At 58.2% G+C, this 24,083-nt stretch carries 16 protein-coding genes; 5 read left to right on the plus strand and 11 right to left on the minus strand.

Translation table 11 applies throughout. The features are described from left to right. Positions 1 to 212: 212 nt before the first annotated feature. Positions 213 to 959, plus strand: coding sequence for an SDR family oxidoreductase (locus BMS17_RS26055; protein WP_046032188.1), 747 nt, complete (start codon positions 213 to 215; stop codon positions 957 to 959). A gap of 39 nt (positions 960 to 998) precedes the next feature. Here the strand turns inward: BMS17_RS26055 and BMS17_RS26060 are convergent, their stop codons facing one another. The 4 genes from BMS17_RS26060 to BMS17_RS26075 all read right to left on the minus strand — a co-directional run bounded on the left by BMS17_RS26060 (position 999) and on the right by BMS17_RS26075 (position 6,317). Continuing rightward, positions 999 to 2,801, minus strand: coding sequence for an ATP-dependent endonuclease (locus BMS17_RS26060; RefSeq protein WP_077432095.1), 1,803 nt, complete (start codon positions 2,799 to 2,801; stop codon positions 999 to 1,001). A 116-nt stretch (positions 2,802 to 2,917) separates the two neighbouring features. Next, on the minus strand, positions 2,918 to 4,327 hold the full coding sequence (gene mapR, locus BMS17_RS26065) for a GntR family transcriptional regulator MpaR (RefSeq protein WP_046032189.1): 1,410 nt from the start codon (positions 4,325 to 4,327) through the stop codon (positions 2,918 to 2,920). 133 nt (positions 4,328 to 4,460) lie between these two features. Next, the gene (gene ccoG, locus BMS17_RS26070; protein WP_077432096.1) at positions 4,461 to 5,888 is read right to left on the minus strand and encodes a cytochrome c oxidase accessory protein CcoG; all 1,428 of its coding nucleotides are present in this window, start codon (positions 5,886 to 5,888) and stop codon (positions 4,461 to 4,463) included. A gap of 195 nt (positions 5,889 to 6,083) precedes the next feature. After that, positions 6,084 to 6,317 carry a DUF3203 family protein gene (locus BMS17_RS26075; RefSeq protein WP_046032191.1) on the minus strand — a complete coding sequence of 78 codons (234 nt, stop codon included), beginning with the start codon at positions 6,315 to 6,317 and terminating at the stop codon, positions 6,084 to 6,086. A gap of 119 nt (positions 6,318 to 6,436) precedes the next feature. On the opposite strand from BMS17_RS26075, the gene BMS17_RS26080 reads away from it, so the two are divergent. Then, positions 6,437 to 6,937, plus strand: coding sequence for an MgtC/SapB family protein (locus tag BMS17_RS26080; protein ID WP_046032192.1), 501 nt, complete (start codon positions 6,437 to 6,439; stop codon positions 6,935 to 6,937). Positions 6,938 to 6,967: 30 nt separating this feature from the next. On the opposite strand, the gene BMS17_RS30445 is transcribed toward BMS17_RS26080, so the two are convergent. Then, positions 6,968 to 7,132 (minus strand): hypothetical protein, encoded by a 165-nt coding sequence (locus tag BMS17_RS30445; RefSeq protein ID WP_175648999.1) that lies wholly within the window; start codon positions 7,130 to 7,132, stop codon positions 6,968 to 6,970. Between the two features lie 212 nt (positions 7,133 to 7,344). Here BMS17_RS30445 and BMS17_RS26085 point away from each other — a divergent pair, with 212 nt between their 5' ends. From BMS17_RS26085 to glgB, 3 genes are all read left to right on the plus strand, one after another. After that, a complete protein-coding gene (locus BMS17_RS26085) occupies positions 7,345 to 9,339 on the plus strand; it encodes an alpha-1,4-glucan--maltose-1-phosphate maltosyltransferase (RefSeq protein WP_046032193.1) in 1,995 nt (664 codons plus the stop codon). 168 nt (positions 9,340 to 9,507) lie between these two features. Continuing rightward, positions 9,508 to 12,849, plus strand: a complete 3,342-nt coding sequence (treS, locus tag BMS17_RS26090; protein ID WP_077432097.1) for a maltose alpha-D-glucosyltransferase — start codon at positions 9,508 to 9,510, stop codon at positions 12,847 to 12,849. A gap of 2 nt (positions 12,850 to 12,851) precedes the next feature. Further along, positions 12,852 to 15,083 (plus strand): 1,4-alpha-glucan branching protein GlgB, encoded by a 2,232-nt coding sequence (glgB, locus tag BMS17_RS26095; protein ID WP_077432098.1) that lies wholly within the window; start codon positions 12,852 to 12,854, stop codon positions 15,081 to 15,083. 147 nt (positions 15,084 to 15,230) lie between these two features. On the opposite strand, the gene BMS17_RS26100 is transcribed toward glgB, so the two are convergent. The 6 genes from BMS17_RS26100 to BMS17_RS26125 all read right to left on the minus strand — a co-directional run bounded on the left by BMS17_RS26100 (position 15,231) and on the right by BMS17_RS26125 (position 24,062). After that, the gene (locus BMS17_RS26100; protein WP_046032196.1) at positions 15,231 to 16,301 is read right to left on the minus strand and encodes an autotransporter outer membrane beta-barrel domain-containing protein; all 1,071 of its coding nucleotides are present in this window, start codon (positions 16,299 to 16,301) and stop codon (positions 15,231 to 15,233) included. A 320-nt stretch (positions 16,302 to 16,621) separates the two neighbouring features. Next, complete coding sequence (locus BMS17_RS26105; protein WP_077432099.1) at positions 16,622 to 19,177, minus strand: autotransporter outer membrane beta-barrel domain-containing protein; 2,556 nt, start codon at positions 19,175 to 19,177, stop codon at positions 16,622 to 16,624. A 287-nt stretch (positions 19,178 to 19,464) separates the two neighbouring features. Further along, entirely contained in the window at positions 19,465 to 20,253 is a 789-nt protein-coding gene (locus tag BMS17_RS26110) for an endonuclease/exonuclease/phosphatase family protein (protein WP_046032197.1), read from the minus strand. Positions 20,254 to 20,525: 272 nt separating this feature from the next. After that, complete coding sequence (locus BMS17_RS26115) at positions 20,526 to 21,284, minus strand: PIG-L deacetylase family protein (protein ID WP_077432224.1); 759 nt, start codon at positions 21,282 to 21,284, stop codon at positions 20,526 to 20,528. Between the two features lie 179 nt (positions 21,285 to 21,463). Further along, positions 21,464 to 23,623, minus strand: a complete 2,160-nt coding sequence (glgX, locus tag BMS17_RS26120) for a glycogen debranching protein GlgX (RefSeq protein WP_046032198.1) — start codon at positions 23,621 to 23,623, stop codon at positions 21,464 to 21,466. A 103-nt stretch (positions 23,624 to 23,726) separates the two neighbouring features. After that, a complete protein-coding gene (locus BMS17_RS26125) occupies positions 23,727 to 24,062 on the minus strand; it encodes a DUF2934 domain-containing protein (protein ID WP_077432100.1) in 336 nt (111 codons plus the stop codon). Between the last annotated feature and the right edge of the window lie 21 nt (positions 24,063 to 24,083).

The raw sequence follows: 24,083 nt of genomic DNA on the forward strand, positions 1-24,083 counted from the left end.
TGAAATCTGGCGGCGCGGTATTTCAGAAAGACCGCGTGTATCGGGTTTACGACTGCTTCGCAGCCGGACGCAGCCTCGCAGGGTCGGTAGCTGCTACGGACGGTAGTGTGGCGGGGTGTTGGTAATGTCTGTTGATGTGTGACCATGCAAAAGCCGGCAATGACGGTTATCCTTGATTCCGATTGCTTACGCTGGAATGGGGGAACGCCTACATGGACAAAGTCATCGTCATCACCGGTGGCGGTCGCGGTATCGGTGCCGCTACTGCTCTGTTGGCCGCCAGGCAGGGATATCGGGTTTGTATCAACTACCAATCTGACGAGACCGCCGCGCAAAGCGTGCTGGAGCAAGTTCGAGCACTGGGCGCTCAAGCCATTGCGGTGCGCGCAGATGTCAGCATTGAAGATGAAGTGATCGCGCTGTTCCACCGGGTGGACACCGAACTGGGTCGGGTTACGGCACTGGTGAATAACGCCGGCACCGTCGGGCACAAATCCCGGGTCGACGAAATGTCCGAATTCCGCATTCTCAAAATCCTCAAGACCAACGTCCTGGCACCGATCCTTTGCGCCAAGCACGCGGTCCTGCGCATGTCACCCAAACACGGCGGACAGGGTGGCAGCATCGTTAACGTGTCTTCGGTGGCCTCGCGTTTGGGCTCGCCCAACGAGTACGTGGATTACGCCGCGTCCAAAGGTGCGCTGGACAGCTTCACCATCGGCTTGTCCAAGGAGGTCGCGGGCGAGGGCATTCGCGTCAATGCCGTGCGGCCGGGCTTCATCTTCACCGACTTCCATGCCCTGAGCGGCGACCCGGACCGGGTCAGCAAGCTTGAATCGGCGATTCCGATGGCGCGCGGTGGACGCCCGGATGAAGTGGCTGAGGCGATTGTCTGGTTGTTGTCGGACAAGGCTTCTTATGCGACCGGGACGTTTGTTGATCTGGGGGGTGGAAGGTAAGTATGCGAAAACCCGCAAAGTATCTTGCGGGTTTCCGCTTTATCTATTTTTGGATGCGATAATTTTTTTCACAAGTTCTTGTAGTCTTTCTGATAGGTCAAGAACAGTGAAGTCAGGTTCGGATTTACAGATAATTTTAGCAATGCGAACTTTATCAGCTTTTTTGAATAGTGTTCCGTCCTTTCTCTCGAAGTGTAAGATGTTAGAGAATTCGGATGTTGGCGGATCTTGGTGTTGAAAGGTGGTTTTGTAACAGTTCTTGATTGTACTGAGTATTGTAGGGTAAGGGATGTAGTTTTCAATTTCGCGACCGCGTGTGATCCAGCAAAGATTGCTGTTTTCAAGTCCGTTGATATTTTCTTCGATCTTGTTTTTTATTTTGGTTTTTGTGCTGTTGATTGTGTCGGAGTCGGACTGCATGTCACTGTCTATGATGAAGGCCAAGTTGCGATTTAGTGCCTTCACAGCGATCAATGCATCGACGTCTTCTTCGAAGTCTTCTGATTCATCTAGTGATAAATGACTGAGCAGGCGGCCTCCGTAAAACATAATTGAGTAGTCAATGCCTTCTTTTAATTTGTGTTTCGTGTCTTTTGTAAAGTTTGAGATCCAGTGGTTTAGGTAGATTCTGTCGGACGGACCTTCAACCCAAATGATAAAATTTGCTTGTAGTATGTCCGATGCTTTATATCCTAAATCTTGGACAAGGTTGGACTTTGAAGCCGAACAGAAGGCTGAGTTGATCGTTGTGCCTGTTTCGCTCTGTTTTACTTGAAATATTGCAGCGTCAGGCATGTCAATTATTGAGGCTGAGTGTGTTGCAATAAAATATTGATTTGTTGTTTCCTCTGCAAGATACCTCATTAGTCTGCGCTGCAAGGCGGGATGAAGATGGAGTTCCGGCTCTTCTATGCAAATGACACTGTTCTCAAGCAGAGTACAGGCTGCTGCCAAAATAATAATTTCGTGAATTCCAGTGCCAAGGGATTCCAGTGGCAACGTTTTCTTGTCCATAAATACAGATATTTCATTTTTATAGGATATCTGGATCCTGGCTGTCGTATTTTGCAACACGGAGCGTAAAAAGTTGTTTATTTTATCGAATGGTTCGTGTATGTCGATACCGTAACTGTTGGGATTCTGGAGTTCTGCTAGTTTTTTTATAAGTCCTGAGCCAGAGGACGTATCTGTAGCATCCTCCGTATTTATTTCTCTTATGGCAGGTATGAGGCATGCATCTTTTTTTATTGTGATTTTTGCGTGCGCCAAAAGAATTTGTATCCAGGAATCTAACGCATCTGAGTCCGATTGTTTTTGGCTGCTGAACTCGTTTATCGTATTTGTTATTCTTTGAAGGTCGTCTTTCGATAAGTTTTCGAAGGCGTCATTGAAGTTTTTATCAAGTAGTTGAATGCGACCTTTTTGAGTTCGGCGCGGTTTAGTCCAAATAAGGTCGTTTTCGTCAGCTAATGTTGTGAGTATGCTTTTGGAGAGCGCTCGAAACGCTTCGTGCGAGGCGATAGATGAGTTGTTTGCGTTGATTTCAGCTTCGATTAAGTCGTTTGCAGTAATGCAGCTCCCGATAGTGGGGATGGCGGATTTTGTTTCTATGTTTCTTTCTAGGTCGGCAATTGCAAACTCTGCTGCTTCTTCTCTATGCTTTGCGTCGGTATTCAACTTTTTCAGGTATTTTGATATGAAGTATAAAACAGTGGATTTTCCTGAGTTGTTTGGGCCGACGAAAAAGTTGAACTGCTTGAATGGGCCTATTTTTTGAACGGTTGTACCGATGCCTTTGAAGTTGGAGAGTGCGACTCCTTTTAGGACTATGTACTCGGGCATGTTGATCTCTGGTGGTGTGTATAATGGCTGCTTAAGCTAGTTAAGTAATAAATTGGCTTGGGCTAATTCTAAATGTACCGACTTTAATCTAGAGGTGCCACTGTTTTGATGGCGCTTTAAAACGACCGCACAATCCGCCCCAACGTCTCCATGGCTTTCTCCGCCGCCTCATTCCAAGGGCTGCCGTAATTCAAGCGGATGCAGTTGCGAAACCGCTGCGTCGGCGAAAAGATCGGTCCCGGCGCGATGCTGATGCCCTGCGCCAACGCCATCTGGAACAACTTCAGCGAATCCATCTGCGCCGGTAATTCCAGCCACAGGAAATAGCCGCCGGCCGGTTGGCTGACGCGGGTCTGTGCCGGAAAATAGCGGGCGATGGCGGCGAGCATGGCGCTTTGCTGTTCTTCGAGGGCGTAACGCAGTTTGCGCAGGTGTCGGTCGTAACCACCGTGTTGCAGGTAATCGGCGATGGCTGCCTGCGCCGGCATCGAGGCGCACAGTGAGGTCATGAGTTTCAAGCGTTCGATCTTCTGCGCATAACGCCCGGCCGCCACCCAACCGATGCGGTATCCGGGGGCCAGGCTTTTGGCGAACGAGCCGCAGTGCATCACCAACCCTTGCGTATCAAACGCCTTGGCCGGTTTCGGCGCCTGCTGACCGTAATACAGCTCGGCGTAGACATCATCTTCAATCAGCGGCACTTGATGACGGCGCAGCAACTCGACCAATTCCTGCTTTTTCGCCTCGGGCATGGTCGCGCCCATGGGGTTCTGGAAACTGGTCATGCACCAGCAGACTTTGATCGGATGACGTTCCAGCGTCTGAGCCAGCACACCCAGATCGATGCCGTCCCGAGGGTGCACCGGAATCTCCACGGCCTTGAGTTTCAACCGTTCCAGAATTTGCAGGCAGGCGTAGAACGCCGGCGCTTCAATGGCCACCAGGTCGCCGGGTTCAGTGACCGCTTGCAGGCACAGGTTCAAGGCTTCCAGCGCGCCGTTGGTAATCAACAGTTCTTCCATCGGCAGCATCAGCCCGCCGACCATGTAGCGCAGGGCGATTTGTCGACGCAATTGCGGGTTGCCCGGTGACATGTCGGTGACGACCATGCGCGGGTCCATTTCCCGGGCAGCGCTGGCCAGCGAGCGCGACAGGCGTTGCAGCGGGAACAGGGAGGGGCTGGGAAAGGCGGAGCCGAACGCGACGGTATTGGGGTCCTTGATCGAGTCGAGCACCGAGAACACCAGTTCACTGACGTCGACTTCGGTGGACTCGTTGACCTGGCTGCTGATCACCGGCTCCGAAAACGGGCTCGGTGCGTGGGCGTTGACGAAGTAGCCGGAGCGCGGCCGGGCGCGGATCAGGCCTCGGCGTTCGAGCAGGTAATAGGCCTGGAACACCGTGGACGGACTGACGCCGTAGGTTTGACTGGCGTAGCGCACGGATGGCACGCGCTGGCCGGGACCGAGGACGCCGGAGCGGATCAGTTCGGCGATGTCGTCGGCGAATTTTTCGTAGCGTTTCATCTTGAGCCCGGATCGGTGTCATTTTTTGAAAGACCGCGGTGTCTTCATCGCGGGCAAGCCCGCTCCCACAGGTATTGCGATGTCCTTGTGGGAGCGGGCATGCCCGCGAATGGCAGCACCGCAGTCTAAGGGATCAGCGGTTCATCGGCGCAACAAACCGGCTCTTCGCTTCGCTATAAATGTCCGGTTCATCACTGTCGACAACCCTGAACGTGATCGCCTGCGAGCTGCTGGCTGGCCGCTCCGTGGTCATCGCCACCGACACCGGCACATCGACAATTTCGCCGGGCGCCAGGCTCAGCTGCGTTTTGCCCTGCAACTGAAAGCCGTCACCCTCGACCAGGGTCAAACGATAGTCCTGACGCTGCTGTGTTTTGTTGATGACCTTCAGGCTGTAAATGTTTTCGATCTGGCCCTGGCTGTTCTCGCGGAACAGCCCACGGTCCTTGCTCACGTCCAGCGACACCATTGGCCGCTCCACCAGCGCGAGGGCGAGGGCGCCGATCATCACCAGCAGCACCGCCGTGTAACCGATCAGCCGTGGCCGTAGCAGGTGCGTCTTGCCACCCTGCAATTCATGCTCCGAGGTATAGCTGATCAGCCCGCGGGCGTAGCCCATTTTGTCCATGATCGAATCACAGGCGTCGATGCAGGCCGCGCAACCGATGCATTCCATCTGCAAGCCATCGCGAATGTCGATGCCGGTCGGGCAGACCTGCACGCACAACTGACAATCGTTGCAATCACCCAGGCCGACCTCGGCCGGTTTCACCTCACGTTTGCGCGGGCCACGATTTTCGCCTCGGGCAGCATCATAAGAAATGGTCAGGGTGTCCTTGTCGAACATCACGCTCTGGAACCGCGCATACGGACACATGTGCATGCACACGGCTTCACGCAACCAACCGGCGTTGATGTAAGTGGCGCCGGTAAAGAACAGCACCCAGAACAGGCTGACACCGCCCATATGCCAGGTCAGCAGTTCTTCGGCCAGCGGCCGGATCGGTGTGAAGTAGCCGACAAATGTCAGGCCGGTGAGCAGACTGATCGCCAGCCACAGCGTGTGCTTGGCTGAGCGGCGCAAGAGTTTGTTCAAGCCCCATGGCGCGGCTTGCAGCTTGATTCGCTGGTTGCGCTCGCCTTCGGTGATCTTCTCGCACCACATGAAGATCCAGGTCCAGGAACTCTGCGGGCAGGTGTACCCGCACCAGACCCGGCCGGCGAACACGGTGATCGCAAACAGGCCGAATGCGGCGATGATCAGCAGCGCCGAGAGCAGGATGAAATCCTGCGGCCAGAAGGTCGCGCCAAAGATGTGGAATTTGCTCTCGGAAAGGTCCCAGAGCACCGCTTGGCGGTCGCCCCAGTTCAGCCACACCGTGCCGAAAAACAGTAAAAACAGAAAACTCGCACCGCTCAGGCGCAAGGTGCGGAACAGGCCGGTAAAACTGCGGGTATGGATCAAGTTGTCGCTGGACTTGGCCTTCAGCTTTGGACGCGAAGGCTCAAAAGTCTGTACAGGGGCGCTTTCAACTAATCGGACGGGGATTCTATCGCTCATGGTCTGTCGCTCATCAGCCTCCATCAGGCCAGCGCACTATGAGCGTCGATCTGTTTGCATAACAGACTCAGGTATTGCAATAAAAAGCGGATCAGATGAGCGCTGACCCGCTACCTGCGACAACTTGAAGCACCTGCCACAGCAGGACGTGCATACGTAAATCAGACCGGCGCAGACGATGTTGATCAGCGTCAGTCAAATCACCGAATCACTGTTGGTGGTCATCAAGTGCCGGCGACCGTCCACCGCGCCTGCTACGGTCAATGCATCGGCTTCTGCTTCGGTGATGTAGACGCGCTGTCCGTTCAGGTCGACGGCTGACATGGCTTTGTCCGAGTCAGTGATGATGGTGACGTCGGGGCACAGGCGAATTTCCTCGCCGTTTTCCAGGATAAAAAAGCAGGTCTGGTTTTCGATGCGCACGGTCATGGGGCAGGTCCTTTATTCAGCAGTACATGAACGTTAGGGCGCGCAGGACGACCATCGTTCGCTGCAACCGATTAGTGGTCAGCGCGGTCCACCCTCTAACAACTCAAAAGGACCACAGCATGAACGCCTGGTGGCATGAGGTTTGGGTGACGCTGCAAGCGGAGTTCGCCGACATCGGCGACGCCTCCCAACTGACGCGCATTAGCGTGCGCTTGCTGATGGCCGCTGTGCTGGGCGGCATCCTCGGCTTTGAGCGAGAGCACAAGGGCAAGGCCGCCGGCGTCCGCACCCACATGCTGGTGGCGTTGGGGGCCGCGCTGTTCGTGCTGGTGCCGCAGATGTCCGGCGCCCAGGCCGACGCCATGAGCCGGGTGGTGCAGGGCGTCATTGCCGGGATCGGTTTTCTGGGGGCTGGGACTATCCTGAAAAACACCGACGGCGACGAAGCCCACGTCAAAGGCCTGACCACCGCCGCCGGGTTATGGATGACCGCCGCGATCGGCGTCTCGGCCGGTTTGGGACGTGAGGCGACGGCGCTGTTCAGTACGGTGTTGGCGTTGGCGATCTTTAGCGTGATGCCGAGGATTGTGCGGCTGATCGACAAGGATCACACCGGGTAATCATCGTTCCCACGCTCTGCGCGGGAACGATCACGGCTTCACAATCACCGGCGGCATTGTGCTCGGTGGTTCTTCCCGAGGCGGTGGCTGGGTGCCGGGCGGATCTTCCTCGGGTACTGGCTCCGGTTCGGTGGGTGGAATGACCGGGCTGTCGATGTTCGGATCAGGCGTTTCGGCGGGGATTGGAATACTCATTGTTGAAATCTCCGAGTGTCAGTCTGCGGTGGCACATGGCGTAACTCGTGCTTAAGTGGATTGACCTGCTGACGCGCGAATTGATTCCCCGGCAATCAGCCTGGGCAAATCACTCTGAACTTTTATCGAATCCGGTGGCTCCCAACCTAAGCGAATCCATTCAGGGAAACCCGGTACAAGAGCGTCCATGGGGCGTGAAGGAGCGATGCTCGATGACTGCGCAAAAACCGACAGAGCTGAACTACAACCCTCACATGCCGCTGTCGCAGGCGTTACTGCTGCCGCGAATCGCGATTGAAAACACCCAGCCGACCCTGGATGGCGGACAGTTCGCCGTCAAAGCCGTGGTGGGTCAGGACGTGGTGGTGTCCAGCAAAGTGTTTGCCGACGGTCACGACAAACTGGCGGTGCGGCTGCGCTGGCGCGCCGATGGCGATGACATCTGGCAAAGCGAAGTGATGGCCGACCAGGGCAACAATGGCTGGCAGGGCCAGTTCCGCGTCGAGCGTCAGGGGCGCTATCTGTTCTGCATCGAGGCCTGGATCGATCAGTTCGCCAGTTTCTGCTACGAACTGGAAAAGAAGCACGCAGCGCGAATCCCCGTCAGTCTTGAGTTGCAGGAAGGACGCACGCTGGTCCAGCAGGCCGCCGGGCGCAGCGAAGGCCTGTTAAGCGAACAATTGGCGGCGTTGCACCATGAGTTGTCCGGCCTGCTCGAAAACGAGCAGGTCGCGCTGTTTGTGCACCAACGTAGCGCCGAGCTGATGGCTCAGGCCGATCATCGCGCCTACGTGAGCCTCAGCCCGGAGTACCCGCTGGATGTCGAACGGGAGCTGGCGCAGTTCGCCAGTTGGTATGAGCTGTTCCCGCGCTCGATCACCGATGATCCGGCCCGACACGGCACGTTCAATGACGTGCACTCGCGGTTGCCGATGATTCAGGACATGGGATTCGACGTCCTGTACTTCCCGCCGATTCATCCCATCGGACGCAACTACCGAAAAGGCCCGAACAACTCCCTGACTGCCGGTCCGGACGATCCGGGCAGTCCCTATGCCATTGGCAGCGAAGAGGGCGGGCATGAGGCGATTCACTCGCAACTGGGCACCCGCGAAGACTTCCGCCACCTGGTCGCCACGGCGGCGGACTACGGGATTGAAATCGCCCTCGATTTTGCGATTCAGTGTTCCCAGGACCACCCGTGGTTGCAGCAGCACCCGGGCTGGTTCAACTGGCGGCCGGACGGCACGATCAAATACGCCGAAAACCCGCCGAAGAAATACCAGGACATCGTTAACGTCGACTTCTACGCTAACGACGCCATCCCTAGCCTTTGGGTCGAACTGCGCGACATCGTGGTCGGTTGGGTTGAAGAGGGTGTGAAGATCTTTCGCGTCGACAACCCTCACACCAAACCGCTGCCGTTCTGGCAGTGGCTGATCGCCGATGTGCGGGCGCTGTACCCCGAGGTGATTTTCCTCGCGGAAGCCTTTACCACGCCGGCGATGATGGCGCGGCTGGGCAAGGTCGGCTATTCGCAGAGCTACACCTACTTCACCTGGCGCAATACCAAGCATGAGCTGGCGACGTATTTCACCGAGCTCAACGAGTCACCGTGGCGCGAATGCTACCGGCCGAATTTTTTCGTCAATACCCCGGACATCAACCCGTTTTTCCTGCATGAGTCGGGGCGCGCGGGTTTTCTGATCCGCGCGGCGCTGGCGACCATGGGTTCGGGTTTGTGGGGCATGTACTCGGGCTTCGAGTTGTGTGAGGCGGCGCCAATACCGGGCAAAGAGGAATACCTCGACTCCGAGAAGTACGAAATCCGCCCGCGGGACTTCAATGCGCCGGGCAACATCATTGCCGAAATTGCCCAGCTCAACCGGATTCGTCGGCAAAACCCGGCGCTGCACACGCACCTGGGCTTAAAGGTCTATAACGCCTGGAACGACAACATTCTGTATTTCGGCAAACGCAGCGCGGACGGCGGCAACTTCATTTTGGTGGCGGTCAGCCTGGACCCACACAACGTTCAAGAAGCCACTTTCGAATTGCCGCTGTGGGAAATGGGCCTGCCCGATGACGCCAGCACCCAGGGCGAGGACTTGATGAACGGCCACCGCTGGACCTGGTATGGCAAGTACCAGTTCATGCGCATCGACCCGGCCTACCAGCCGTTCGGGATCTGGCGGATTACCGTCTAGCACGCAGAACCCTGTGGGAGCGAGCTTGCTCGCGATAGCAATTTGACAGACAGCACAGTTGTTGAATGTTCAATCGCCATCGCGAGCAAGCTCGCTCCCACAGGTAATCATTGGGTTTGAGGCGGGTGATCGGCTCAGCGGCCTTTTCGAATTCAACAGGAGTTTCAAATGGCGAAGAAACCCAAGGCAGCCACGTTCATCAAAGACCCGCTCTGGTACAAGGACGCGGTGATCTATCAGGTTCACGTCAAATCGTTTTTCGACTCCAACAATGACGGGATCGGCGACTTTCCGGGCTTGATCGCCAAACTCGATTACATCGCCGACCTTGGCGTCAATACCATCTGGCTGTTGCCGTTCTACCCCTCGCCGCGCCGCGACGATGGCTACGACATCGCCGAGTACCGTGGCGTGCATGCCGATTACGGCACCATGGCCGACGCCAAACGCTTCATTGCCGAGGCGCACAAGCGTGGCCTGCGGGTGATTACCGAACTGGTCATCAACCACACCTCGGATCAGCACGCCTGGTTCCAGCGCGCACGCAAGGCCAAACCCGGTTCGGCGGCGCGAGACTTCTACGTCTGGTCCGATGACGATCAAAAATACGACGGCACGCGCATCATCTTTCTCGACACCGAGAAATCCAACTGGACCTGGGACCCGGTCGCCGGCCAGTACTTCTGGCACCGTTTCTACTCCCACCAGCCCGACCTGAACTTCGATAACCCGCAAGTCATGAAAGCTGTGCTCTCGGTCATGCGTTACTGGCTCGACATGGGCATCGACGGCCTGCGCCTGGATGCCATCCCGTACCTGATCGAACGTGACGGCACCAACAACGAAAACCTCCCCGAAACCCATGATGTCTTAAAGCAGATTCGTGCCGAGATCGACGCCAATTACCCGGACCGCATGCTGTTGGCCGAAGCCAATCAATGGCCGGAAGACACCCAGTTGTATTTCGGCGACACCGACGCCAAGGGTTTGAACGGCGACGAGTGCCACATGGCCTTTCATTTTCCGTTGATGCCGCGCATGTACATGGCGCTGGCTCAGGAGGATCGCTTCCCGATCACCGACATCCTGCGCCAGACGCCGGAGATCCCGGCCAACTGTCAGTGGGCGATTTTCCTGCGCAATCACGATGAGCTGACCCTGGAAATGGTCACCGACAAGGAGCGCGATTACCTGTGGAATTACTACGCGGCCGACCGTCGGGCGCGGATCAACCTGGGGATTCGCCGGCGCCTCGCGCCCTTGGTGGAGCGCGATCGTCGTCGCGTGGAACTGCTCAACAGTTTGCTGCTGTCGATGCCGGGCACGCCGACCCTGTATTACGGCGATGAAATCGGCATGGGCGACAACATCTACCTCGGTGACCGTGACGGCGTGCGCACCCCGATGCAATGGTCGATCGACCGTAACGGCGGGTTTTCGCGCGCCGACCCGGCCAGCCTGGTGCTGCCGCCGATCATGGACCCGCAATACGGCTACCTGTCGGTCAACGTCGAAACTCAGGCGGGCGACCCGCATTCGTTGCTCAACTGGACCCGGCGCATGCTCGCCGTGCGCAAACAATCCAAGGCGTTCGGGCGCGGTACGCTGAAAATGCTGTCGCCGAGCAATCGCAGGATTCTGGCCTACACCCGTGAATTCACCGGGGCCGATGGCAAACACGAAATCATCCTGTGTGTGGCCAACGTCTCGCGCAGCGCGCAAGCGGCAGAACTCGACCTGTCGGCCTACGTCGGCATGGTGCCGGTGGAGATGCTCGGCGGTAACGCCTTTCCACCGATTGGTCAGTTGAATTTCTTGCTGACGCTGGCGCCTTACGGCTTCTATTGGTTCGGGCTTGCAGCGGAAAACCAGATGCCGAGCTGGCACGTTGAACCGGCGCAGAGCCTGCCGGACTTCACCACGCTGGTGCTGAAGAAGCGCATGGAAGAACTGCTCGAGACGCCGTCCCGTGGCACGCTGGAGCAAGGCATCCTGCCAAGCTGGCTGCAAAACCGCCGCTGGTTTGCCGGCAAGGACGCGGCCATCGAACAGGTCAGCCTGGCCTACGGCGTGCGTTTCGGTGATCCGCTGCACCCGGTGCTGCTGAGCGAAATCGAAGTGACGAGTGCCGGCCAGACCCATCGCTATCAGTTGCCGTTCGGCTTTATCCCCGAAGACCAGGTGGGGGCCGCGCTGCCCCAGCAATTGGCCTTGTCGCGGGTGCGACGCGGGCGCCAGGTGGGGTTGATCACCGACGCCTTTAGTCTTGAACACTTTGTCCGTGCAGTGTTGCAAGGCATGCACGACGACACAGTGCTGCCTTCGAGCGCGGGCGACATCCGGTTCGAACCGACCGCAGAGCTGGCGAAACTCGGTCTGACCGACGAATCCCCTGTGCGTTATCTGTCCGCCGAGCAATCCAACAGTTCGGTGGTGATCGGCAACAGCCTGGTGCTCAAACTGATCCGCAAACTCGCCTCGGGCGTGCACCCGGAACTGGAAATGAGCGCGTACCTGACCCAGGCCGGGTTTGCCAATATTTCGCCGTTGCTGGGCTCGGTGGTTCGCCGCGATGAACAAGGCGAGGACACGTTGTTGATGATCGCTCAGGGCTATTTGAGCAATCAGGGCGATGCCTGGGAATGGACTCAGAACAACCTTGAACGCGCCTTGCGTGACGAGTTGGCCGACGCCGTGTCCGAGCAGGAGCAGCACTACAACGCACTCGGCGAGCTGAAGGATTTTGCCGGCATGCTCGGCCAGCGCCTCGGGGAAATGCATCAGGTACTCGCGACCCCGACGAAAGACCCGGACTTCGCCCCGCAGGTCACCACACAGAAAGAGGCGCTGGCCTCGGCCAAGGATGTGGCAGCGCAAATGGAACATGCACTGAAGTTGCTCAAGCGCCATCAAAATGAACTGAGCCCGGCGGACAAAGCCTTGGTCAGCCGTTTACTGGACAACAAAAAAACCATCCTCGGCCATGTGCTGGAACTCGGTAAAAAAGCCGCCGGTGGTTTGCGCATGCGTGTCCACGGTGATTTGCACCTGGGGCAGGTGCTGGTGATCAAGGGTGACGCCTACCTGATCGATTTCGAGGGCGAGCCGGCGCGGACGTTGCATGAACGTCGGGGTAAGCACAGCCCATACAAGGATGTCAGTGGTGTGTTGCGCTCTTTCGATTACGCCGCTGCGATGACGATCAATGTGCACAACGTCGACAACACTGCGCAGGCACAGGCTGCTCGTCAACGGGTGGCCGAGCGCTACTTGATTGAAGCAAAACAGGCATTTGTCGACGCTTATCGGCTGGCGGCAGCTAGTCTTGCTCATGCATGGCAAGATCCGGAAGGCGAGGACGCCGCGCTGGCGTTGTTCGGTCTGGAGAAGGCGGCCTATGAAGTGGCGTATGAGGCCGAAAATCGACCCACTTGGCTGCCGGTGCCGTTGCACGGCTTGTATGGATTATTGAGTGGGCTTAAACCCTTTTCCGATCTTGGTGGAGAGTAGTCATGAGTTTCTCGAACAAGGAACAGGGTCACGCCAAAGAGGCGCTACTGCCCAGGTCTCGGGATATCGATGCGTTGGTGCGCGCCGAACATCACGACCCTTTTGCAATTCTCGGTCCCCATGGCGACGGTGCCGGCGGGCAATTCATTCGAGCCTATTTGCCAGACGCGTTGAGCGTGCAGGTGTTGGCCAGGGACAACGGGGAGGAACTCGGCAGCCTTGAAGCCACCCAGACCCCGGGATTGTTTGTCGGGCACTTCGACCGTGCGCAGGCGTACCTGTTGCGTACCCGCTGGGCCGGGGGCGAACAGGTGTGCGAAGACCCTTACAGCTTCGGCCCACTGCTCGGCGAAATGGATTTGTACCTGTTCGCCGAAGGCAATCACCGCGACCTGAGCAGCTGCCTCGGTGCGCAATTGAAGACGGTCGATGGTATCGACGGCGTACGTTTCGCCGTGTGGGCGCCCAATGCCAAACGCGTTTCGGTGGTGGGTGATTTCAACAACTGGGACGGTCGCCGCCACCCGATGCGCCTGCGTCATCCCACCGGGGTCTGGGAGGTGTTCATTCCGCGTCTGCGAGCAGGCGAAGCCTACAAATACGAAATTCTCGGCACCCACGGTATCTTGCCACTCAAGGCTGACCCGATGGCGCTGGCCACCACCTTGCCGCCAGACACCGCTTCGAAGGTCGCGTCACCACTGACCATCGACTGGCAGGATCAGGCGTGGATGCAATCGCGGGGCGAACGTCAGCGTCCAACTGCGCCGCTGTCGATCTACGAATTGCACGCCGGTTCCTGGCAATGTGAACTGGATGATTTGGGCGAAGTCGCCCGCCAGTACACCTGGCACGAGTTGGGTGAGCGGCTGATTCCTTATGTGAAAGATTTGGGGTTCACCCACATCGAGCTGATGCCGATCATGGAGCACCCGTTCGGCGGCTCGTGGGGTTATCAACTGCTTTCGCAATTCGCCCCGAGCGCGCGGTACGGTTCACCCGATGACTTTGCCGCGTTCGTCAACGCCTGCCATCAGGCGGAAATCGGCGTGATTCTCGATTGGGTGCCGGCGCATTTCCCCACCGATGTCCATGGCCTGGCGCAGTTCGACGGCACGGCGCTGTACGAATACGGCAACCCGCTGGAAGGTTTTCATCAGGACTGGGACACGCTGATCTACAACCTGGGCCGCACCGAAGTGCACGGTTACATGCTGGCCTCGGGGTTGCACTGGCTCAAGCATTTCCACGTCGATGGCCTGCGTGTCGATGCGGTGGCCTCGATGCTCTATCGCGACTACTCGCGCAAGGCCGGCGAATGGGTGCCGAACCGCCATGGTGGTCGGGAAAACCTCGAAGCCATCGACTTTTTGCGCCATCTCAACGACGTGGTGGCACTGGAGGCGCCTGGGGCGCTGGTCATCGCCGAAGAATCCACGGCGTGGCCGGGTGTCAGCCAGAGTACGCAACAGGGCGGTTTGGGCTTTGCCTACAAGTGGAACATGGGCTGGATGCACGATTCGCTGCATTACATCCAGCAGGATCCGGTGTACCGCGCGCATCACCACAACGAACTGAGTTTTGGCCTGGTGTACGCCTGGTCCGAGCGATTCATCCTGCCGATTTCCCACGACGAAGTGGTCCATGGCAAGCATTCGCTGATCGACAAGATGCCCGGTGATCGCTGGCAAAAGTTCGCCAATTTGCGCGCCTACTTGAGCTTCATGTGGACGCACCCTGGCAAGAAGCTGTTGTTCATGGGCTGTGAGTTCGGCCAGTGGCGCGAGTGGAACCACGATCAGCAACTCGACTGGTACCTGTTGCAATACCCCGAGCACAAAGGGGTGCAGAAACTGGTCGGCGACCTCAATCGGCTGTACCGCGAAGAACCGGCGCTGCATGAGCAGGACGATGCCCCGCAAGGCTTCCAGTGGCTGATTGGCGACGATGCGATCAACAGCGTCTACGCGTGGTTGCGCTGGAGCAAGGAGGGCAGGCCGGTGTTGGTCGTGGCCAACTTCACCCCGGTGCCGCGTGAGGGGTATCGCGTGGGCGTGCCGTTCGCCGGGCGCTGGACCGAAGTCATCAACAGCGATGCGGCGTTGTATGCCGGTTCCAACTACGGCAACAGTGGCGGGGCGTTCAGCGAGGAAACACCGAGCCATGGGCAAGCACTGTCGTTGGTGTTGAACCTGCCACCGCTGGCGGTATTGATCTTGCGGCCGGAGGGTTGATCTGTCATCGCGGCAAGCCACGCCTGTAGGAGCCGAGCTTGCTCGCGATAGCGGTACTTCAGTCGAAATCAAAGGTGACTGACATACCGCTATCGCGAGCAAGCTCGGTTCCTACAGGTGTGGTGACAGCCAAAACGACACAAACTTTTACCACCGCATCCGCACACCCAGACTCCCAATCAACCCGTTCAAATCATTGTCATCCACATCACTGCTGTAATCGGCGCTGACATAAAAGCTGACCGCAGGCGTGACTCTGGCCACCAGTCCCAAACCCACTTCGACCGTTGATGAATTTCGACTGCTGCTGATCTTGTCGACCTGGTCGAGCGTCACGGTATTGCCGGTGTACACGGTGTGCCACAAGTTGGTTCGCACGTAGGGTTCGACGCCCAGGCCGTTGATGTCGTAACTACCTTTCAATCGGGCGCCGACCCGACCGCTCCAGGACGTCAGCTCGCTTGATGACGCATTGCCCGAGCCGGCGTACGGCGTATCCAGGGTAATGCGCTGATTGATCAATTGCGCCTGCGGTTCAACCACCCAGTTCTCGGTCAAGCCAATCGGGAAGCCGCCTTCCACCGACAAGGTCATCGCACTGCCTTCTGTGGCTAGTCGTTCACCCTGTTCGTTGCGGCTGAAGCCGCTGACCCGGCCGCCGCTGGCAGTCAAATCCACATGCCAGCCTTGAGGGCCGATCAGGCTCCAGTAAGCGCCGAGGCTCTGGCCTTGCAGGTTAAGGGTGTCGTTGTTGGGGTCGGCCAGGGCTGGGCTAGTCAGCAAGCCGTTGCTGTCGCCTTGCAGGCGGGTTGTGCCGCCGATCAGGCCGACTTTCTGGGTATGGCCGCTGCTGCTTTGCAAGGTGAGGATCGCCGGGCCTTTGAGTTCAGTGCTGCCAGGGATCGAGAATCCCTGCGACAGGTAGTCGGTCTGCGCCTGCCGCGACGGTTTGCCATACACCTGATCCCAGGTTGAAGGGGCTGCGTCTTCGATGGTCAGGTGTGAGCTTGTTGTATCGGATGCGAGGCCGAAGTGGCCGGGATAGGACGCCATGATGCTATTGGGCAAGGTCAGAACAGGGACTTCCTGGCGATACCACGGGGCGGTTTCTTGCTCGACCGGTCCCGCCTGGACCTCCAGGGTTGAGCACAGCAAGATAGAGCTGGAGACAGTGCAAAAAGTGACTTTTATCTCTTGTTGGGTGAATGAAGTTTTCATGGGGGTCTACCTTGCAATCGCATGCGGTATCTCGCTGTGGCGTCTCTCCTACCCCGAATGAGGGGCGACCGAGTGGATTGGGGCACGCCTTTGGGCGCCCGGTTTGGCGGGTGTCTTGGGGATGCCCCTGATGGTACTTCGGGGGTAGTAAGGTGTAGCTAAGAAGACCGTTGACAGTGCGTCAAGAAAATGGCCGATAAATGGTATGGGTATTTTGTGTGTTACAAGTGACTGATTTACGGCGCGTATCTAAGCGCTTGTTTGTTCGATAAACCGTCAAAAAACTCTCGTGTTGGCACTTTTTTGAGACACTCTGCCGGTTACCAACTGACCCTCGCACCTACGTTTACGGCCATCGCGCGCAGCTGATTGCTGTCGATGTTACTGCTGTAGTCTATGCCGCCATAAACGCTCACTGCTTTGGCGAGGCTTAGCACCAAGCCGACTCCCAGGTCGGCCGAAGACGAACGCTGTTCAGTATCGATCCGTTCAGCACCGGCGAAGGTCACCGAGTCGGTGCCGGAAAAGGTGTGCCATAGATTGGCGCGCACATAAGGCTCCAGCGGCCGGCCACTGACTTCATAGCGCCCCTTGAATCTTGCACCGAGGCGACCGGTCCAGGCGTTGTCGGAATTGAATGAGACGTGGGAGACACCGTCATCCTGGCTGTCCAGCGAAACTTTTTGGTGGATGACTTGTGCCTGGGGTTCAATCACCCAATTACCCCCGATTGGAAAGGGGTAACCGGTTTCTGCTGATAACGTCAGCACATGACCGCGGTTATCCAACTTAAGACCCCGTTCGGAGTGCGCATCGCCGTCCAGCCGGGTGCCCATGATGACGGTGTCGACGTACCAGCCCCCAGGGTTGGTCAATGTCCAATACAGGCCATAACTGGCGCCTTCAACTTCTACGTTGCCAGCACGTTTGCCTTCGAACCCTTCGTTGAAACCGTCGACATCCCCCTGCAAACGCGTGTGACCGACAAAAAAACCGGTGCGTTGGGACTGACCTCCGGAGGTCTGCGAACTGTACAGGTCGTTACCCACCTGGAAACCACTGAGCGACCCGTTCAGGCGTGGCGTCACGGTACCGGCCCGGGTCTGATCAAGGTTCTTGCCATAGGCTCGGCCCCAGCCAGCGCCCAATGCCCCGGTTTCAGTGAGCAGCCGCTGATCACCTTGGCGATCATGGAAGGTGCCGAGTGCGCTCAGGGTCAGTTGTGCGGCGGCGGGCGGCAGTATCGACCAGACGGGAACTTCCTGGCGATAAAGCGGGATTGGTGCCGCACCCGATACAGCGGCTGGTAAAACCGGTAATGGAGGACTGCCCGCCGGTGCTTCGGCGGGCACGGGCGTTGCGACAACCGGAACGATGAGTTGCGGCAATGTCGGATCGGGGTTGGGTACGGCTATGGTGGCCGGGGCCACGACTGCCGAGCGCAAATACCAACTGTTTTCTGTGCCCGGTGTGACGCCGCCCTTGAACAGTCGGTAATCGAAGGCACCGGCCGACACCGAAGTCTTGAGCGCAAAGGCATCGGCGTTACTGACTGCCGTGCCTTGGGCCTGCACCAGTTGAATGCCGTTCTGTTGCGTCAGCCCACCGGTCCCGCCCAGGTTGCTGACAGTGATCAACGTGCTGCCGGTTATCGACCCATTGATTACCACCAGTTTGTCGCTGGGTGAACTGTCGTCACCCACCAAGCTTTGCAGCAGCATCTGGCCGCCGTTACCCGCGTAGCTGCCTTGCACGGTCAGCGTGTCATTGGTGCGGTTATTGCCGCTGCTCAGATCGAGGGTCCCTGCGTTATTCAACGTGGCAAGCTTTCCCGCGATAAAGGGCATCATGCTGCCCTGAGCGGACGTCAGCGTACTGCTGCTATCAATGTTGAACACGCCGGTGCCGCTGGCGCTGTCTCCCAGGACAAAAATGCCGGCAAGGTCCATTTTCGAACCGTTGCTCAGGTTGACCGACTCCCAGTTGGAGTAGCGCGCAGGGCCGGCGGTGGCGACGTGGTCGAAAGTCAGTACATCGTTGTCGTTGCCGCCATCGATTGCCGGGGTCAGGGCGAGGGTGCTTTCGGTCAGGTTGCGCAGGGTCACGCTGTCATTGCCGTCACCCATCAGGATGGCGGAACGGAGGATGCCGCCGCCTTCCCAGAGCAGTTTGTCATTGCCGAAACTGGCGCGAACCTGGCCGACGATTTCCCCGCCTGTCACGGTAATGCTGTCATTGCCGCCGCTGACGCTGAGGTTGCCACCAATCCGCCCACCGGAAAGGATGATGGTGTCCTTGCCAAAACCGGTCACCAGATTGCCCAGGATCTGCCCACCCGACATGACATAGGTATTGTCGTCGAGCTTCATGTCGACCCGGCCGATGACTCCCCCGGTCATTTCTGCAAAGTCACCGTCTTCGAACACGTCGACAATGGTGCCGCCGGTCATCAGGAATCGGTCGAACCCGTCGCCTTGCGCCAGGGACTTAATCCTGCCGCCATTCATGATGAACGTGTCAATGCCACTCTGTTGATGGACTTCGCCGGTAATTATCCCGTTGTCGATTTGCAGTGTATTGGCGCCAGTACCTTGATCGAGCACACCAGCAAGGGTGCCCGAGCGCATCAATACCTGGTCACTACCTGCACCAAAGGTCACATTGCCATTAATGGTTCCAGTGCCATTGGCGGGGAAGGTCAGGACGTTATTACCCGACAAATCGGTGAGTGGCCCGCTAATGCCACTGTCGCACACATAGTTGTCGTTGCCGGCGGTAGATATGAGCGAACAGGCCGCATCGGCGATTTGCGACCAGCCCACACATAGCCAGAACGTCAAGGCGCAGGCCGAATAACGGTAGTGGGTCGCTTCCATGTTCGTCTCCACGCATCGATCGGCGCCACGACACCGTCACTCGTGGTGAGTGACAGCGTGTCAGGCGCCCTGGGCAGCGCGAATTGCGAGACGACATCGGTAATGCAGGGTCCGAACTGAAAAGTCTTTGGCAACAGTGGCTGCTACGGGTTGTGTATCCGAACGTGCAACGGATACGGATAGTTGCACCGTAACAACAGATGTTGAACGCCGCTACTGTCAGAAATAACAGGTAGGGGCGCGTATTTTCGTTCGAAGCAAGGACTTGAATGGAGCCCACCGGTCATTCAAAGGTGCACTTCCACCGCTAACGGCAGATGATCCGACAAATGCGTCCAGGGTTTGTTGCCGAGAATTCGTGGCTCATGGCTGCTGGCATTGCGCAGGTAAATCCGGTCCAGGCGCAGCAAGGGAAAGCGGGCGGGGTAGGTTTTGGCCGGGCGCCCATGGGCGCGTTCGAAGGCCTCATGCAAATAGTCGCGACGGGCGAGGGCGGCATTGCCTTGCAGCTGCCAGTCGTTGAAGTCGCCGGCGATGATCACCGGGGCCTGGTCGGGCAGGGACTCGAGCAATTGACACAGGAGCTGCAACTGCAACTGGCGATGGCTTTCGAGCAGGCTCAGGTGCACGCAAATCGCATGCACTTCTGCGTGCCCCGGCACTTCCAGCACGCAGTGCAACAACCCGCGTCGTTCGGGGCCGGTGATCGATACGTCAAGGTTACGAAATTCACGGATCGGGTATTTCGACAGCAAGGCATTGCCATGGTGGCCATTGGGGTAGACCGCATTGCGCCCATAGGCAAAGTCACTCCACATGCTGTCGGCGAGGAATTCGTATTGCGAGGTCTGCGGCCAGTTGTAGTAACGGGATGAATGCCGATCGTGTTCACCCACCACCTCCTGCAGGAACACAAGGTCGGCGCCTGTACTGCGCACCGCCTCGCGCAGCTCCGGGAGGATGAAACGCCGGTTGAGGGCGGTGAACCCCTTGTGAGTGTTGACCGTCAGCACCCTCAGGCGATGAATCGTCGGGGACGGGTGCAAGGCGGCCCGCTGCTCGGGATCGCTGGTCACGTTTGCTCCTCGAATCAGGACTGCTTATGCATGCGACTGATGTCGCTGCGGGCAGTTCAGTGCCACTGCAATTTTGTAGCAGCTGTAGCAGGTGTAGCAGGTGTAGCAGCTGTCGAGCCTGCGAGGCTGCGTTCGGCTGCGTAGCGGTCGTAAAACCTGCACATGCGATCTTTATGAAACACCGCGCCGTCTGATTTCACGACTGCTTCGCAGCCGGACGCAGCCTCGCAGGCTCGACAGCTGCTACAGCTGCTACGGCTGCTACGGGATTTTCAGATGAACACGATTTCGTAAGGCATACGTATGCGGTCCAGGATCACTCGGGGCAGCAGGGGGGCAATGCCCAGGGCTGGCTCGCCGTCGAGCTGGCTGGCATAGGCGTGGGTGGCGTGGCTTTTGCGCGCGACGGTCCAGGTGTCTAGGCGCACTTTGCGCGCTCGGTGCCAGGGCATCAGGCCATGGTCGCGAGCCGGCCAGTGCCACGCCCAGACAGGCATTTCATGGAACGTCGCGCCGACCTGGCTCGCCGCGAGGGCACAGGCACGACCGACGGCGTTGTGATCAGACGTGCCGTCTTCGCGCCAGGTACTGAACACGACGTCGCCAGGGCGCAAGTAACGGGCAATGAATTGGGTCAGTTGCGTCTCGTGTTCGGCCAGGGCGTTGTCGGTGAAACCGCCACGAATCCATTTCAGGCTGTGCAACGGCAAGCCAAGCCGGCGCAAGGCTTCGACGCTTTCCTGACCACGAAACACGCTCAGGCGCTTCTCCGACCATTGTTGCGAACCCGGATGGGGAGCGCTGCCATCGGTGATCGAAATCAATTGCAGGGGATGTTCGAGGGTAGAGAGCAGTTGCAACAAGCCGCCACAGAAGACCACTTCATCGCCGGGATGCGGCGCGATCACCACGGCGCGGGCGCCGGTGGGGACCAGGGTCTGGGTGTTGATGACCGGGATATTGTCCAGCTGCAGCGCACTGTTCCAGATTTGTGCTGGCTGGCTGCTGTCGATGATGCAGACGGGTTTCATCGGGCCTACGTCCTTGTTCTGTTTGATGACAATTGTGCAACGCTCCGTACCCTGGATTGTCGGCAACAGAGTATTGCTCAAGTCACGCTGTTCGTCGCGTGACGGTTTCATCTAAGTCCGTTTATTTTTAGTCGACTTGTAGCCGATTGCGCAAAGGGTCGCCCAAACCTGCGCGTGCGCTACTCTTCGTCCTCATGCTGCAATTCGAACAGCAGCAGTGAGCGGGCAGTCACTGAGTACTCGTGACCGAACTCGAAACGTTCCTGCCCACGAATCGACGGTTGATTGGTATCGATCATGCAAGTCCAGAAGCCACCATCCGGCACTTCCGGTAATGTGAAGTTGACGATGTCGTGGTGCGCGTTGACCACCAGCAACAGGGTCGCGTCCGCACCTTTTCGGCGGATGCCGGTTTCCTGGGCGCGGCCATCGAACAAGATCCCCAGGCACCGACCGTGGGCCTCTCCCCATTGTTCCTGGGACATTTCACCACCGTGCGGCGAGAGCCAGGTGACGTCCTTGACGCCAATGTCCTCGTTGTAATTGCCCACCAGGAAGCGCCCGCGACGCAGGATCGGGTAAGTCAGACGCAGCTTGATCAGGCGTTTGACGAATTTGAGCAAGGCCTTGCCGTCTTCGCTGAGGTCCCAGTTGACCCAACCGATTTCGCTGTCCTGGCAATAGGCGTTGTTGTTGCCTTCCTGGGTCCGGGCGAATTCGTCGCCGGCGACCAGCATCGGCGTGCCTTGGGACAACAACAGCGTGGCGAAGAAATTGCGCATCTGCCGCTGGCGCAGCTCGTTGATCTCGGGGTCGTCGGTCGGGCCTTCAACGCCGTGATTCCAGGACAGGTTGTTGTTGCTGCCGTCCTGGTTATTCTCGTCGTTGGCTTCGTTGTGTTTGTCGTTGTACGACACCAGGTCGTTGAGGGTGAAACCGTCGTGGGCGGTGATGAAGTTCAACGAAACGTAAGGGCGCCGCCCCCGCTGGTTGAACATCTCGCCCGAGGCGGTCATGCGGCTGGCGAAATCGGCGAGTTGGCCATCGTCACCTTTCCAGAACGCGCGCACGGTGTCGCGAAACTTGTCGTTCCATTCCACCCAGCCCGGCGGAAAGTTGCCCACCTGATAGCCACCGGGGCCGCAGTCCCAGGGTTCGGCGATCATTTTCACCTGGCGCAGCACCGGGTCCTGGCGGCAGGCCACGAGGAAACTGTGGCGCTCATCGAAACCGTCGTGGTAGCGACCGAGAATAGTCGCCAGGTCAAAGCGAAAGCCGTCGACGTGCATTTCCGAGGCCCAGTAGCGCAAGGAATCCGTGACCATTTGCAAGACGCACGGATGGCTCAGGTCCAGCGTGTTACCGGTCCCGGAATCGTTGATGTAGAAGCGTTTGTCGTCGGGCTGCAAGCGGTAGTAGGAGACGTTGTCGATGCCGCGCATCGACAGGGTCGGCCCTTGTTCATTGCCCTCGGCGGTGTGGTTGTAGACCACGTCGAGGATCACTTCCAGATTGGCTTCGTGCAGGTGCGCGACCATTTCCTTGAACTCGGCAATCTTGCCGCTGGCCAGGTAGCGTGGGTCCGGGGCGAAGAAGGCAATGCTGTTGTAGCCCCAGTAATTGGTCATGCCTTTGTGCAGCAAGTGTTGATCGTTGACGAAGGCGTGGATCGGCAGCAATTCAACGGACGACACGCCGAGCTTGCGGATGTGCTCCAGCACATCATCGACCATCAACCCGGCAAAGGTACCGCGCACATTTTCGGGAACCGAGGGGTGTCGCATGCTGATGCCGCGCACGTGGGTTTCGTAGATGATCGTTTTATCCCACGGCACGCTCACGCGATGGTCGTGACCCCAGGTGTGCGCAGGGTCGATGACCTTGCATTTGGGCACAAAGGGCGCGCTGTCACGCTCATCGAAACTGAGGTCGGCGTCGGGGTGGCCGATGGTGTAGCCGAACAATGCTTCGGACCATTTCAACTGACCGACCAGTTGCTTGGCATACGGGTCGATCAGCAATTTATTGGGGTTGAAACGATGCCCATTGGCCGGGTCGTACGGGCCATAGACGCGATAGCCATAGATCAGCCCCGGATGGGCGTCGGGCAAGTAGCCATGGTAGATCTCATCGGTGTATTCAGGCAGCTCGATGCGTTCAAGTTCCACCTCGCCCGAGTCATCGAAAATGCACAGTTCGACCCTTGTGGCGTTGGCGGAAAACAACGCGAAGTTGACCCCCAGACCATCCCAGGTTGCGCCCAGCGGGAAGGGCAGGCCTTCACGAATTCGCGAGGCCTCGGCGCGAGGTTCTGGCGCGGCTTTCTTTGGCGTGGTCATAGGTGCTCCTGCAAACGGGGATCAAGTTTTTTTCGAGGACGAGCATGCCCAAAGTGGCGAGCGAACTCGCCACGTCATCGATCAAGGCAAAGCGCTTGGAACGTCAGGTGACCGGTGGCTTCTTCGACGCGCGAGGCTTCTTCTCCAGCGCTTTTTCTCCCGGCGGAATCACTTTCGACGCTGCAGCGGGCTTGGCCTTGGCTTTGGGTTTGGCATCGCTGGCTTTACCGCTCAGCGCGCCATTGGCCTTGCCGGCCGCAGGTTTCGCCGCGGCGGTTTTGCTGCCCGCGGGTTTCGGTGGTTTTTTCGGCGCCAGGGCTTCCGCTTCGGCCAGCTTGCGTGCCATCTCCCAGTGTCGGGCTTCCTGGCCCTCGGGTTTGCCCTCCGATTCCCAGATCTGATAGGCAAATTCGCGAACGCGTTTATCGTCGGTACTCATCGCAATGCTCCTGAACTGAAC

The organism is Pseudomonas sp. C9 (genome assembly GCF_002000165.1).
GTDB lineage: Bacteria > Pseudomonadota > Gammaproteobacteria > Pseudomonadales > Pseudomonadaceae > Aquipseudomonas.